Source organism: Candidatus Thiopontia autotrophica, assembly GCF_982804495.1.
The window spans coordinates 15,200-29,609 of record NZ_CEYDPX010000018.1 but is presented as its reverse complement, the minus strand read 5'-3'; the positions used below and the strand labels follow the sequence as shown (position 1 = coordinate 29,609).

At 50.4% G+C, this 14,410-nt stretch carries 12 protein-coding genes; all 12 read right to left on the bottom strand.

Features of this window, described 5'->3' with window-relative positions:
- Positions 1-35: 35 nt before the first annotated feature.
- Positions 36-899 (bottom strand): ferritin-like domain-containing protein, encoded by an 864-nt coding sequence (locus AC3ZFK_RS06435; protein ID WP_487507065.1) that lies wholly within the window; start codon positions 897-899, stop codon positions 36-38.
- Positions 886-2,064: an O-succinylhomoserine sulfhydrylase gene (locus tag AC3ZFK_RS06430; RefSeq protein ID WP_487507064.1), complete on the bottom strand. Its 1,179-nt coding sequence runs from the start codon at positions 2,062-2,064 to the stop codon at positions 886-888. The genes AC3ZFK_RS06435 and AC3ZFK_RS06430 overlap by 14 nt, the downstream gene beginning before the upstream one ends.
- Before the next feature lie 24 nt (positions 2,065-2,088).
- On the bottom strand, positions 2,089-3,603 hold the full coding sequence (purF, locus tag AC3ZFK_RS06425; protein WP_487507063.1) for an amidophosphoribosyltransferase: 1,515 nt from the start codon (positions 3,601-3,603) through the stop codon (positions 2,089-2,091).
- A 41-nt stretch (positions 3,604-3,644) separates the two neighbouring features.
- Positions 3,645-4,172, bottom strand: coding sequence for a CvpA family protein (locus tag AC3ZFK_RS06420; protein WP_487507062.1), 528 nt, complete (start codon positions 4,170-4,172; stop codon positions 3,645-3,647).
- 22 nt (positions 4,173-4,194) lie between these two features.
- Positions 4,195-5,697 carry a lysine--tRNA ligase gene (gene lysS / locus AC3ZFK_RS06415; protein WP_487507061.1) on the bottom strand — a complete coding sequence of 501 codons (1,503 nt, stop codon included), beginning with the start codon at positions 5,695-5,697 and terminating at the stop codon, positions 4,195-4,197.
- Between the two features lie 42 nt (positions 5,698-5,739).
- Positions 5,740-6,838, bottom strand: a protein-coding gene (gene prfB / locus AC3ZFK_RS06410; RefSeq protein WP_487507060.1) for a peptide chain release factor 2 whose coding sequence is annotated in 2 segments (ribosomal slippage) — positions 5,740-6,762 and positions 6,764-6,838 — 1,098 coding nt in all. Because the reading frame shifts where the segments join, the coding sequence is not laid out codon by codon here.
- Between the two features lie 440 nt (positions 6,839-7,278).
- A complete protein-coding gene (gene recJ, locus AC3ZFK_RS06405; protein WP_487507059.1) occupies positions 7,279-8,961 on the bottom strand; it encodes a single-stranded-DNA-specific exonuclease RecJ in 1,683 nt (560 codons plus the stop codon).
- Complete coding sequence (locus tag AC3ZFK_RS06400) at positions 8,958-9,434, bottom strand: hypothetical protein (protein WP_487507058.1); 477 nt, start codon at positions 9,432-9,434, stop codon at positions 8,958-8,960. The genes recJ and AC3ZFK_RS06400 overlap by 4 nt, the downstream gene beginning before the upstream one ends.
- 3 nt (positions 9,435-9,437) lie before the next feature.
- On the bottom strand, positions 9,438-10,514 hold the full coding sequence (gene thrC, locus AC3ZFK_RS06395) for a threonine synthase (RefSeq protein ID WP_487507057.1): 1,077 nt from the start codon (positions 10,512-10,514) through the stop codon (positions 9,438-9,440).
- Between the two features lie 256 nt (positions 10,515-10,770).
- The gene (locus AC3ZFK_RS06390; protein WP_487507056.1) at positions 10,771-12,081 is read right to left on the bottom strand and encodes a homoserine dehydrogenase; all 1,311 of its coding nucleotides are present in this window, start codon (positions 12,079-12,081) and stop codon (positions 10,771-10,773) included.
- An 18-nt stretch (positions 12,082-12,099) separates the two neighbouring features.
- Positions 12,100-13,317 carry an alanine transaminase gene (alaC, locus tag AC3ZFK_RS06385; RefSeq protein ID WP_487507055.1) on the bottom strand — a complete coding sequence of 406 codons (1,218 nt, stop codon included), beginning with the start codon at positions 13,315-13,317 and terminating at the stop codon, positions 12,100-12,102.
- A 208-nt stretch (positions 13,318-13,525) separates the two neighbouring features.
- On the bottom strand, positions 13,526-14,404 hold the full coding sequence (locus AC3ZFK_RS06380; protein ID WP_487507054.1) for a sigma-70 family RNA polymerase sigma factor: 879 nt from the start codon (positions 14,402-14,404) through the stop codon (positions 13,526-13,528).
- Positions 14,405-14,410 lie beyond the last annotated feature (6 nt).

Genomic DNA, 14,410 nt, shown 5'->3' with positions numbered 1-14,410 from the left:
AATCAAATTTGCTCTATGGATCAATCTGTTGCACATTATCCTACGTTTCTATCTGAGGATTTGGGTATAGACCGCTTCCGGTTGTCACGATCAAGTTGCTGTAGAAACCCAATCTCTGACTCACTGAATCCAGCCTCAACCCTTCCGGGCAGATAGAATGGTCCACGTATGACATAAGCCATATGCTCGCGCACCAGGCTTTCAAATGTCTCCTCAGGATCCACGCCACGTTTACCACAGAGATGATGAAACCATCTGGTCCCCGCTTTCACATGGCCCACCTCGTCACGCAGAATAATCTTCAATGTTTCAACACTCTGTTGATCACCAATTGAGGCGAGCTTATCCATAATCCCCGGATTAACATCTAGGCCACGGGCCTCAAGAATTCTTGGTACTAGCGCCATTCTCAACAGTGGGTCAGAAGCTGTCTTCTCCGCAGTCTCCCAGAGACCATTGTGGGCGGGAAAATCACCATACTCATACCCCAGCTGGTTAAGTCTCTCTCTGACAAGCTGAAAGTGATAGCGCTCCTCATCTGCAATCCGCAACCAGTCATCATAGTATGCGATTGGCATCTCACGAAAACGGTAGACTGCATCAAGAGCAAGATTAATTGCATTAAACTCAATATGGGCAATAGCATGAAGCATGGATGCATGCCCTTCCGGACTCCCGAGCCTTCTCCGTTTGAGCTCTCTTGGTGGCACCAGTTCCGGTTTGTGTGGATGGCCTGCCTGCCTGATTGGATCAGGTTGATTCATGGATTCAGAGCTGAGGCCTCCACTCTTCCAGAGCTCGTAGAGTCGCTCTGTCGATTCCAGCTTCTCTTCCAGACTATCCAGAAATAGGGTTAGCCCGGTCTCATCAAACAGATTCAGGAGGTCACTCGAGACCACGACTGAGATCCATCTTCAGATCCTCGATCTCCTCCAGACCTACCGCTACCCGCACCAAGCCATCACTAATACCCGCCTGCTCCTTCTCTTCCGGAGTAAGGCGGCCATGAGTTGTGGTCGCGGGGTGAGTGATGGTTGTTTTTGTATCACCGAGGTTTGCGGTGATGGAGACCATCTCGGTAGCATTAATCATCTTCCATGCAGCCTCCTTTCCTCCACTCAGCTCAAACGAGAGTATTCCGCCCGCACCACTCTGCTGGGTTGAGGCAAGCTCATGCTGGGCATGACTCTCAAGACCGGGATAGTGGACTACCGAGACCTCAGATTGCTGCTCCAGCCACCCGGCCAATTCCGTAGCATTTTTTGTATGTGCATCCATCCGCAACTTCAGGGTCTCCAGCCCCTTGAGGAAGATCCACGCATTAAACGGGCTCATGGAGGGGCCGGCTGTACGCAGGAAGCTGTATACATCATTTCCAACAACCTCCTCGGAACCGACCACTGCGCCACCCATTGCACGCCCCTGGCCATCCAGATACTTGGTTGCAGAGTGGATAACGATATCTGCCCCTAGCGCCAGTGGCTGCTGCAGTGCCGGTGTACAGAAGACATTATCTACCGCCAATAGAGCGTTATTGCGATGCGCCAATTCAGCCAGTGCACTGATATCTCCAACCTGAGTCAATGGATTTGCCGGGGTCTCAAGAAAAAGGAGGCGGGTATTGGGGCGCATTGCCTGTTCCCACTGCAACAGATCGGTTAGAGAGACAAACGTTACCTCTACTCCAAACTTGGCCATAAACTGGTTAAAGAGAACAACTGTGGTTCCAAAAACACTGCGAGATACCACTACATGATCGCCAGCCTTCAGGACACCCATACAGGTTGAGAGAATTGCCGACATGCCTGATGCGGTTGCCACACAACGCTCTCCACCTTCCAGAGCGGCTAGACGCTGCTCAAATGTTCTTACTGTAGGGTTGGTGAAACGGGAGTAGATATTTCCTGGTTCATCTCCAGAAAATCGGGCCGCTGCCTGTTCGGCAGAGTCAAAAACGTAGCTGGAGGTAGGAAAGATTGCCTCACCGTGCTCACCCTCATTGGTTCTCTGGTGACCGGCTCGAATGGCTCTGGTTGCGAAACCGTACTCCTCTGGATCAATCATAACTGCCCCCTCTATACCTCAAGTTTATATGGAATTATGAACACCGAGCACCTCATCATCCTGCTGATTGCGCTTCTCTTTTTCAGAGTCACAGCGTGCTGCTTCAAGGTTTTCAAGATAGTCATCATCAATCCCGCCCGTTACGTAGTTGGCATCAAACACCGAGGTATCAAACTGCTTGATCTGCGGATTACCCTCCTGCACTGAATCTATCAGATCCTGCAGGTCCTGATAGATCAGGCGATCGGCCCCAATCAACTCTGCAACCTCCTCCTCGGTACGATCATGTGCAATCAATTCGGACGCAACCGGCATATCAATCCCATAAACATTCGGATAACGCACCGGCGGTGCCGCCGAGGCAAAATATACCTTTCTTGCACCAGCGGAACGGGCCATCTCGATAATCTGTGCAGAGGTGGTTCCACGTACAATTGAATCATCAACCAGCAATACATTCTTCCCCTTGAACTCCAGCCCAAGAGGGTTGAGTTTTTGTCTTACCGATTTCTTGCGCTGCTGCTGACCAGGCATAATAAATGTGCGGCCGATGTAACGATTTTTGATAAACCCCTCTCGATAGACAACATTCAGGGCATAGGCAAGCTCAGAGGCTGCAGTTCTGCTGGTGTCCGGAATTGGGATAACCACGTCAATATCATGCTCTGGCCACTCTCGGAGAATCTTGGTCGCCAATTTTTCACCCATACGGAGGCGCGCCTTGTGCACATGGACCTGATCGATAATAGTGTCTGGACGGGCAAAATATACATGCTCAAAAATACATGGAGATAGTACCGGATTCTCTGCACACTGCTTCGCAAACAGCTCTCCGCTGTTATCAATATATACTGCCTCACCTGGGTCCAGCTCACGTACCAACTGATAACCAAGCGTATCAATCGCCACGCTCTCCGAGGCGACCATATGCTCCTTGCGGCCATCATCAAGTGTACGTTCACCTATGCATAGAGGGCGAATACCAAATGGATCACGAAATGCAACGATGCCATATCCAGTAATAAGGGTTACTGCCGCATAACCTCCCTGACAGCGTCTATGCACCCCTGAAACAGCATTAAACATATCGTCTAGATCAAGATGCATCTTTCCAAGGTGCTGAAGCTCATGAGCAAAAACATTCAGCAGAATCTCGGAGTCAGACTCTGTATTGATGTGACGAAGATCTTCCAGATAGAGGTCCTGCTTGATCTTGTCGGCATTGGTGAGGTTGCCATTATGCGCCAGAGCAATGCCATATGGGGAGTTCACATAGAAAGGCTGTGCCTCCGCGGAAGATGAACATCCTGCCGTAGGGTAACGGACATGACCAATCCCCATATTCCCCTGCAGTCGCAACATGTGGCGGGTATGAAAAACATCCTTGGCAAGGCCATTGGCCTTCCTTAAAAATATTTTTCCTTCATCACAGGTCATGATACCTGCCGCATCCTGGCCACGATGTTGCAGTACAGTTAATCCATCATAGAGTTGCTGGTTAACTGGTGAGCTGGAGACAATTCCGATAATTCCGCACATAGATAATTAGTTCAGTGATGTTCGAAAATATAAAGCGATACTCAGACAACCGGAGTATACGAGAAGTAGCTACGCAGGTGTTCAGGAAAATACTCTGTCAACCATGCTGAAACCTCCTGAAAATACTCCAGCAACAGTGATTCATGCCACCAGTTATCCTGTGGCAGAGGGGTAAGGCCAGCCAATAGCACGAGCAGCGAGACAATCAATACACCTCGTGCCGCACCAAAGAACATTCCCAACAGGTGGTCCATTCCTCCAAACCCTGAAAAATCTATCAGACTCTGCATGGCCTTGTTTATCAATGAACCGAGAATCAGGGTGACCAAAAACAGTAGGGCAAATGATGCCCCTGCACGCAGAGATGGGGTCTCTATCAGAGATTCAAAAATATGGGCCTGATCTGCAGAAAAATTTAACGCCACCCAGAATGCAATTATCCAGGTCACGAGAGAGATCGCCTCTTTGAAGAAGCCGCGAAGCAGACTGATCCCTGTCGAGATCACAATAATTCCCAAAATTACCAGGTCGGTCCAGTTCAGACCACTCTGTTCAACAACTGGAGGCATATGCTTTCCTTACTTGTCTCTCTTATGTTTGCGGTCTCATATGTGGAAACAGTAACACATCACGGATAGATGGCGAATCGGTGAAGAGCATTACCAGCCGATCAATACCGATGCCCTCACCCGCCGTTGGTGGCATACCGTGCTCCAGCGCAGTTACGTAGTCCTCATCATAGTGCATGGCCTCATCATCACCAGCCTCTTTCTCTTCGACCTGTCTGCGGAAACGCTCCGCCTGATCCTCATAATCATTAAGCTCAGAGAAGCCATTGGCGATCTCACGACCACCAACAAAGAACTCAAAACGGTCGGTAACAAATGGATCATCATCATTGCGACGAGCCAGTGGAGAGACCTCTGTAGGGTATGCCGTAATAAATGTTGGGTTCATAAGACGGTGCTCTACTGTTTTCTCGAAAATCTCAATCTGCACCTTGCCCAGACCGTAAGAGTCTTTCAGGGGAATCTCCATGTTCTCAGCTACTGCTCTGGCACTATCAAGATCATCCAGATCCTGTTCTGCAAGATCCGGATTAAAGTGCAAAATCGACTCTTTTACTGTCATCCGGGCAAACGGCTTGCCAAAGTCATAGGTGTCGCCCTGATAGCTTACCTGACTGGAACCCAACACCTCCTCCGTCACTCCACGCAACATCGCCTCAGTGGTGTCCATCAGATCCTGATAATCGGCATAGGCCTCATAGAACTCAATCATGGTGAATTCAGGATTATGGCGAGTTGAGAGCCCCTCATTACGGAAGTTGCGATTGATTTCGTAGACCCTCTCAAACCCCCCAACAACCAGACGCTTGAGGTAGAGCTCTGGTGCAATCCGCAAGAAGAGCTCCATATCCAGCGCATTATGGTAGGTGGTAAATGGACGCGCAGTTGCCCCTCCAGGGATCGCCTGCATCATCGGGGTCTCCACCTCCATAAAGCCGCGCCCATTGAGAAAGTCGCGGATATACTGCACTACCTGAACCCGAGTCTTGAATACATCTCGTGAGGCATCGTTCATGATCAGATCGATATAACGCTGACGGTATCTAGCCTCGGTATCTGTCAGCCCATGAAATTTCTCCGGTAGCGGGCGAACCGACTTGGTCAATATCCGGATGGAGTCAACCTTGACCGAGAGCTCTCCAGTCTTAGTCTTGAACATAACCCCTTCAGCACCAATAATGTCTCCAATGTCCCATTTCTTGAAGCCTGCATACAGCCCCTCTGGCAGGGCATCCCGCTGCACAAAGAGCTGTATCTTTCCGCTCATATCCTTGAGATGGGTAAAGGCCGCCTTGCCCATGACGCGCTTGGCCATCATCCGTCCAGCCACTGCTACCCGAACTCCCCGCTCCTCCAGTACCTCGGGCTCCATCTCTCCGTACTCGGCATGGAGCTCACCAGCGACCACATTCCTGCGGAAATCATTGGGGAAAGCATTCCCCTCCTCACGCAGCAGATCAAGCTTGCGACGCCGCTCCGCGATTAATCTGTTTTCATCAACTTTCTGGTTTTGTTCTTTTGACATCTTGCTCTTCTCTTCTGGATCTCCGCCTGCGCGGAGATGACTTTACAACCCAGACTTCAAACTCTCCTCAATAAACGGATCCAGATCACCATCCAGAACCGCCTGCGTATTTCCGGTCTCATGGCCTGTCCGCAGATCCTTGATCCGCGACTGGTCCAACACATAGGAGCGAATCTGGCTGCCCCACCCTATATCAGACTTGGCATCCTCTGCCGCCTGCTTCTCCTCATTCTGTTTCATCAGCTCCATCTCGTAGAGCTTGGCCTTCAACATGCTCATCGCAGTTGCCTTGTTCTTGTGCTGAGAACGCTCATTCTGGCACTGCACCACAATACCAGATGGTTCATGGGTAATACGAACTGCTGAATCAGTAGTATTTACATGCTGACCACCAGCTCCCTGGGCCCGATATGTATCCACTCGCAAATCGGAGGGGTTAATCTCTACATCAATATCCTCGTTCACCTCAGGATAGATGAATACCGAAGAGAAAGATGTGTGTCGACGATTACCTGAATCAAAGGGTGACTTGCGTACCAGGCGATGCACCCCAGTCTCTGTCCGCAGCCAACCGAAGGCATACTCACCCTTAACCTGAATGGTGGCAGATTTGATGCCAGCCACCTCACCCGCCGATACCTCCATCAACTCCACATCAAAACCACGACGATCACCCCAGCGCAGATACATCCGCAACAACATCTCCGCCCAATCCTGAGCCTCTGTTCCGCCAGACCCGGATTGAATATCGATAAAGGCATTGGATGCATCCTGTTCCCCAGAGAACATGCGCTGAAACTCCAGCATCTCAATCTCTGCGGTCAGCAACTCAAGATCGGCAACAACCTCTTCAACAGTATCATCATCACCCTCTGCCTCTGCCATCTGCAGCAGCTCATTGGCATCTGTTGTACCGCTGGAGAGCCGATCAATCCCCTCTACAATCTTCTCCAGTCGAGCCCTCTCCTTTCCCAGCCCCTGGGCCCGCTCCGGATCATTCCAGACCTCGGGTGATTCCAGCTCACGATTAATCTCAATCAGCTGCTCTGCCTTTTCAGCATAGTCAAAGATACCCCCTAAGAGCCTCTGTGCGCCCCTGTAGATCTTTGATCTGATTGTAGATTGGGTTGAACTCAATCATGGTTGCCTGCTTCCTGTGAACTTCTATAAACAGTGGGGAATTATACACACTCTCCCCATGTAAATAGTGGCTCAATGGTAACTACTTACAGCAATTATCATTATGGCGAACAGTTTATGATTGATCGACTTTAAAAACTATTTGCAACAGATTCTTGGCGCGGTATAGCGTAAAAAATGCAGCTGTTTGAGGGCGCCAGCCTGAGTTCTGCATTTTAGCGAAACCAAGCTGAGAAGTTGTGCAAATAGTTTTAGGAGAGAAATCATAAACTGTTAGCCATAATGATAATTGCTGAGCTATCAATCGTTCCAAAAACAGTGGCAGTTTTGTGCGGGCAGCCGTTTGCGGACAGGACGTCCGCAATCGAGCGACACATGGATGTGCTTGAGTGAGCTGCATGAACAAAACTGCCACTGTTTTTGGAACGATTGATACTTACGTTACGAGTTGATAATGGTCTCTACAATTAACTGTAAACTATCTCTACCCCGCCATCGATTGACATCCATCCGGTAGACAATCTCCAGATTATCACCCCGCTCCGGCAGCAACTGCTCTGACTGATAAAAGGCAATTGCATCTACACGATCACTAGATTCGCTATCACCCAAAACAAGTTTCAGATGATTCTCACCAACGATGCGCCAGTCATCCAGAACAAAAACATCCCGAAACAGGGGCTCGGGAAAGCCCTGTCCCCAGGGACCTGACTCCCTCAACAGCTCTGCCGTCTCTAGCAGACGCTCTCCACTGGAGAGTCCACCATCAGTATAAAGCACCCCCTCCAGCATCTCCTCACTGACCAGAGTGGAGACCGACTGTTCAAACAGGGTTCTGAAGAGTTCAAAATCGTGTTCACGAATGGACACCCCTGCTGCCATTGCATGCCCCCCAAACTGGAGAACCATGCCGGGACTTTTTTTGGATATGGCATCAATCAGGTCCCTTATATGAAGACCAGAGATAGAGCGTGCAGAGCCTTTCAGGGTGCCACTTTCCCCACGGGCAAAGACAATTACTGGCCGATGCAACTGCTCCTTGATTCTCCCCGCAACAATTCCAACCACACCCTCATGCCAGTGTGGCTGATAGAGGGCAAGAGCTGAAGAGAGCCCCTCCCCATCCAGATGCAGGGACTCTATGATGGATTCTGCATCCTCCCGAATTCCTGCCTCTACCTCACGACGCTGTCGGTTGATGCTGTCTAGTGCCTGCGCCTGAGTAAGAGCCTGCTGCCTATCCTCTGCCAGTAGACAATCAATCCCCGCCCCCATCTCCGCCATGCGTCCTGCCGCATTGATTCGAGGGCCAACAGTGAATCCGAAATCGGAGGCCACTACACGACCCTGCTCTCTACCCGCCACCTCCAGCAGTGCAGCCACACCTGGTGAACAGTGACCCTGACGAATACGCTGAATACCGCTGTTCACCAAAATCCGATTATTCCGATCCAGCCTCACCACATCTGCAACTGTTCCAACTGCGACCAGATCCAGCAATGTTGCCGGGTTAAAGTCAGACCCCAGTTTCTGTCTGACAGCACACACCAGATAAAAGGCAACCCCAACACCGGCGAGGTTGGGGCTTGCAAAATCATCACCATGTTGGTTCGGATTTACAATCACATCGGCTGCCGGAAGCTGGTCACCAGGAAGATGATGATCGGTAACTACTACAGCCATTCCAGCCCTCTTTGCCGCCTCTACCCCGCCAATACTCGATATTCCATTATCTACCGTTATCAATAGATTAGGTTTATATTTTAATGTTAATTCAACTACTTTTTCAGAGAGGCCATAACCATGTCTCTTGCGATCTGGCACCACATAATTGATATTTGCCCCCATCGATTTGAGGCCACGCATAGAGACCGCACAGGCAGTTGCGCCATCCGCATCGTAGTCGGCAACAACAACAATGGAGTCACCACGACCGATAGAGGAGGCAACAAGCTCTGCAGCCTGTTCCACATTTTTCAGGGAGGATATAGGGAGAAGATTCTTCAGGGAGTGGTCCAGCTCTGCAACAGAGCGGATGCCACGAGAACGATATATGCGGTCCAGTATGGATGGCACCCCCTCCAGCGGTTGGCTGTCAGGAACGGTGCGCTGGACAACTCTCACAGTCTTGAGGCCCGTCTGGAAAAAATGGTTTTGCCCCGCTCTATCAGCTTCTCAAAACGCGATGGCTCTCTCCATACCCAGATGCCATTAGCCCCCTCAACCTTGTGGGGAATAGATATGTGACTATCTGCGAGATCACCTATTGATGCATGGTGCAGCAACATCTGCACCTCATTGAGGAGACGCTTCCATAGAAGCTCATCGTCCCCTGCAGGCATGGCATCATGGACATTTGCACCAACCACATGGTGCAGAGGTGTTGTCTTTACAGCCACCCCTGTCGAGAGTTGCAGCCTCCAGTCGAGATCATCATGGTAACTGAGCACCATGTTCATCTCACTAAACAGCGGCTCAAGTCTATTAATCAAATCCTGCTGCTCTTTGACAGAGATGGAGCCCGGCTCAATCTCGAAAAGACGAAGCACATCCCAGTCTGCGACCAGGTGTACAGGCGCTACACGAAATATCTCCACAGACTACATGTTGTTAAGGATTGCTCCCTTAACATCTTCCAGGGTCGCATCAACAGTAATCAGTTCCCGCGTGCTCTGTTTAATAGCTGTGTCTGGATCCTTCAACCCATGTCCAGTCAGGGTACATACAATCTTGCTGCCAGCCGGGATCTTTCCACTCTTGAGATCACGCAGAGCACCCGCTACAGATGTTGCCGATGCCGGCTCACAGAAGACCCCCTCTCTCTCTGCCAGTAGTTTCTGTGCGGCCAGTATCTCCTCATCCGTACACTCGTCAAACCAGCCGCCAGACTCCTTCTGCACATTCCACGCCTTGTCCCAGCTCTGTGGGTGACCAATACGAATTGCAGTTGCCACAGTCTCTGGCTCATCTACCATCTCGCCACGCATAAAGGGGGCAGCCCCTGCAGCCTGATAACCAACCATGGTTGGGCGGGTCGGAACGATGCCATCCTCGGCATACTCCACATACCCCATCCAGTGGGCAGAGATATTGCCCGCATTACCAACTGGCAGACAGTGGTAGTCAGGGGCAGCGCCCAGCTCCTCAATAATCTCAAATGCCGCTGTCTTCTGACCCTGCAGGCGGAACGGGTTGATGGAGTTAACAATGGTAACCGGAGCCTCTTCACCCACCTCTTTCACCAGCTGCATGCCATCATCAAAATTGCCATGAATCTGAATCACTACCGCCCCATGCATCATTGCCTGAGCAAGCTTGCCCAGCGCAATCTTGCCGTCTGGAATAAGTACGAAAGCGGTAATACCGGCGCGTGCCGCGTAGGCCGCCGCTGCAGCCGAGGTGTTTCCGGTAGAGGCACAGATAATAGCCTTGCTACCCTCCTCTACCGCCTTGGTCACCGCCATACACATGCCACGATCCTTGAATGAACCTGTTGGATTGAGCCCCTCGTATTTCACATAGATCTCTGCATCGACCCCCATCTCACCGGGGATATTCTTCAGCTTGATCAGCGGGGTATTGCCCTCGCCCAGATCGATGATTTTTGTATCCTCGCTTATGGGCAGACGGTCACGGTAACGATCCAAAAGACCTGTGTAGTGTTTTCTAAATGGCACGATAGTTTTCTCCAACTACAAAATTTTCAGCCCTAAATGGCCTCACATAATTATAACCGCTTACCCATATGAGCCGGTTCTCTTTATCAACGCAGTGGCTGCGCCCTGTTTTCTGCCTGTTTTTCAGAAGAAGCCTGCCAGTGTTTGAGCGTAGCGAGTTTTGGCAGGTGCTGAAAAATGGGTGGCAAACAGGGATAGAAGCAGCCTTTGAGAAGAGAAAGAGAGCAGGCTCATATGGGTGAGTGGTTACCATATTTTAATCGAGTGTCTCCATACGGATCCGCATAACCGATCCATATACACAATCCAGCGCCTCAATGGCAGAGAGCGCACGGTTCATCCGCCCCTCCTCTGTCTTGTGGGTCAAAAGTACAATGGGTGCTCTTGACCCTTCATTCTCGATATCCTTCTGCATAAAGGCCTCGATACTTATCTCCTCCTCCCCCAGAATCCTGGTGATCTCTGCAAGCACTCCAGATCGATCCTCAACCTCCATCCTCAGATAGTAGGCGGTCTCGATATCATCAATTGACAGTATCGGTAAATCCTTCAGGGCATCAGGCTGGAATGCCAGATGTGGCACCCTGTTTTCAGGGTCTGCAGTCAATGCACGTACCACATCTACTGTATCTGCAACCACAGCAGAGGCGGTAGGCTCATCACCGGCCCCCGCTCCATAGTATAGAGTTGGTCCTACAGCATCACCCATCACCAGCACTGCATTCATCACCCCATCCACATTAGCGATCAACTGTCTCTCCGGGATCAGGGTTGGATGTACGCGCAGCTCCACACCAGCCTCAGTCTTGCGTGCCACTCCGAGATGCTTGATGCGATATCCAAGCTCCTCTGCATAGGAGACATCCTCTGCCGTAATTTTGGTTATCCCCTCTGTCATCGCCTTGTCAAATTGCAGCGGAATACCAAAGGCGATGGAGGCAAGAATGGTCAGCTTGTGTGCTGCATCAATTCCCTCTACATCAAAAGTTGGATCTGCCTCGGCATAACCCAGCTCCTGCGCCTCCTTGAGCACATCATCAAAGGCGCGTCCCTTGTCTCTCATCTCTGTGAGAATGAAATTTCCGGTGCCGTTAATTATTCCAGCCAGCCACTGAATCTGGTTAGCTGCCAGCCCTTCGCGGATCGCCTTGATGATCGGGATACCACCAGCCACTGCAGCCTCAAAGGCAACCATGACCCCCTTCTCCTGTGCCAACTCGAACAGCTCATTGCCATGGGTTGCAATCAGTGCCTTGTTGGCAGTCACCACATGCTTGCCCTGCGAGAGTGCCTGCACCACCACCTCACGGGCAAATTCGGTGCCGCCCATCAACTCCAGAACAATATCAATATCCGGATCATTAGCTACCTCAAACGGATCCGTAGTCAGCCGTATCCCCTCTGTCTCACAGATTCTCGGGCGCTCCAGATCACGTACTGCAGCCATACTAATCTCAATCTGCCGACCAGCACGACGTGCTATCTCTGCTGCATTGCGGGTTAGTACATTTACACTTCCACAACCAACTGTCCCCAGTCCGAGAACACCTACTTTTACTGGCTTCATCTTTTAATTACTTCCCTGTTACTGTTCAACGTCAAGAACACCATCACTCTTGAACATCTCTCTGATTCCACGTACCGCTTGTCGGGTACGGTGCTCATTCTCAATTAATCCAAAACGGACATAGCCATCTCCATACTCACCAAATCCGATTCCCGGAGAGACCGCAACCTTGGCCTCACTCAACAATTTCTTGGAGAACTCCAGTGACCCCATCTCACGATAAGGCTCAGGAATTGGTGCCCACACAAACATTGTTGCCTTTGGTGGCTCCACCTCCCAGCCCACTGAGTTGAGGCCGCTACAGAGTGCATCCCTGCGCTTGAGATACATGTCACAAATCTCATGGACACACTCCTGAGGCCCTTCAAGTGCAGCTATTGCCGCCACCTGTATCGGGGTGAACATGCCGTAATCAAGATATGATTTCATTCGTGCCAGGGCAGCAACCAGTGTCGGATTACCAACCATGAAACCAACACGCCATCCTGGCATATTATAGCTTTTAGAGAGGGTAAAGAACTCTACTGCAATCTCCTTGGCACCATCTATCTGCAGAATTGATGGTGATTGATAACCATCAAACACGATGTCTGCATAGGCAAGATCGTGGATAACCCATATCTGATGCTCTTTTGCCAATGCCACAACCTTTTCAAAGAACTCCAGATCAACACAGTGGGTTGTTGGATTGCCTGGAAAATTGAGCACCAACATCTTGGGGCGTGGCCATGAATTCTTGATCGCCTTCTCGAGCTCTGCAAAGAAATCCCCATCAGGAGTAAGCGGAACATGACGGATATCTGCCCCCGCAATAATGAAGCCATAAGGGTGAATTGGGTAGGCTGGATTGGGAACCAGCACAGTATCCCCCGGACCAACAGTAGCCAATGCCAGATGTGCCAGCCCCTCTTTTGATCCAATGGTTACGATTGCCTCTGAGTCCGCATCCAGATCAACCTCGTAGCGGTCATGATACCAGTTGCATATTGCCCTGCGTAGACGCGGAATGCCCCTGGACATGGAGTAACGGTGGGTATCTGGACGTTGTGCGGCCTCCGTCAACTTGTCAACTATGTGTTGCGGAGTTGGTTGATCGGGGTTTCCCATCCCGAAATCGATGATGTCCTCTCCCCGCTGCCTCGCCTTTGCCTTCAACTCATTAACGATATTGAATACGTATGGCGGCAACCGTTTGATTCTCTGGAAATCCTCAATCAAGACCTTAACTCCGATCATTTAGTGCCTAAGGAAGCTCTGATTAAGTCACTTCGTGACTCAATCAGAGCTCCCTCTCAAGTTATCCTATGGGGGAAGGGTTAAAGCTCCTCCCCCAAACCCCCATCCCATTACGCTTTTTCAGAGATTCCCTAAAAAATTAGACGAAATTATACCTCAGTAATCTTGTATAGAGTAGAAACCATGACCAGGAAACAGCCAGGGCAACCTAAAAAAGTGTCTCTTCTGAATAGCCTGAGCGCTCAAGAACATCATGCAGATGCTGAAGTGCATCCAGCTGAATCTGTCGTACCCGCTCACGGGTAATCCCCATCTCTTTGCCAAGTTCTTCAAGAGTCATCTCATCTTCTCCCAACAACCCAAAACGGTGAATAACAACCTTGCGTTCACGCTCCTTAAGGCTATCTAGCCACTCGCTCAGATGGGTGAAAATTTCGTCCCTGAGAAACAGATCATCCTGATCCTCCAGTGAGGTATCTTCAATTCTGTCACCAACTGTCCTGCTGGAGCCCTTCACAACCGGCAGTTCCGTTGATGTCGGGATCTCCCTAAGCTTTAGAATTTTATCAACCTCTTCCGCCGTCTTATCAAGCGATGTCGCGATCTCGGAAATTGAGGGCTCATGGTTTATGGATTGAGTAAGACGACGAGACTCTCTCATATAACGCCCCATCTCTCTCATGACGTGGACTGGCAAGCGCACTGTACGGGCCTGATTCATCAATGCTCTATCAACCCCCTGTCTTATCCACCAGGTAGCATAGGTTGAAAAACGAAAACCTCGCTCTGGGTCAAATTTTTCAACAGCACGAATCAGGCCAAGATTTCCCTCCTCCACCAGATCCATAAAGGCGACGCCTCGATTCTGATAACGCCTGGCGATACTTACTACAAGACGCAGATTGGATTCAATCAGATGATTCTTGGCATCCCTGTCACCCTTTTGTACTTTACGTGCACATGCACACTCCTCCTCCGCGGTCAGTAGCGGAAACTCCCGAATCTCCTGCATATAGAGATGGAGGGCATCATGGTCCTTTCCCTTCAGTTTGCTGGATGCAAACTTCTCTTGATCTGAACTGCCCATTACGCC

What these genes read in the sequence shown, in the direction of transcription:
- AC3ZFK_RS06430 (WP_487507064.1), bottom strand. Translation starts at nt 2,064, where the DNA reads ATGATTGATCCAGAGGAGTACGGTTTCGCAACCAGAGCCATTCGAGCC.
- purF (WP_487507063.1), bottom strand. Translation starts at nt 3,603, where the DNA reads ATGTGCGGAATTATCGGAATTGTCTCCAGCTCACCAGTTAACCAGCAA.
- AC3ZFK_RS06420 (WP_487507062.1), bottom strand. Translation starts at nt 4,172, where the DNA reads ATGCCTCCAGTTGTTGAACAGAGTGGTCTGAACTGGACCGACCTGGTA.
- lysS (WP_487507061.1), bottom strand. Translation starts at nt 5,697, where the DNA reads ATGTCAAAAGAACAAAACCAGAAAGTTGATGAAAACAGATTAATCGCG.
- AC3ZFK_RS06390 (WP_487507056.1), bottom strand. Translation starts at nt 12,081, where the DNA reads ATGAAGCCAGTAAAAGTAGGTGTTCTCGGACTGGGGACAGTTGGTTGT.
- alaC (WP_487507055.1), bottom strand. Translation starts at nt 13,317, where the DNA reads ATGATCGGAGTTAAGGTCTTGATTGAGGATTTCCAGAGAATCAAACGG.
- AC3ZFK_RS06380 (WP_487507054.1), bottom strand. Translation starts at nt 14,404, where the DNA reads ATGGGCAGTTCAGATCAAGAGAAGTTTGCATCCAGCAAACTGAAGGGA.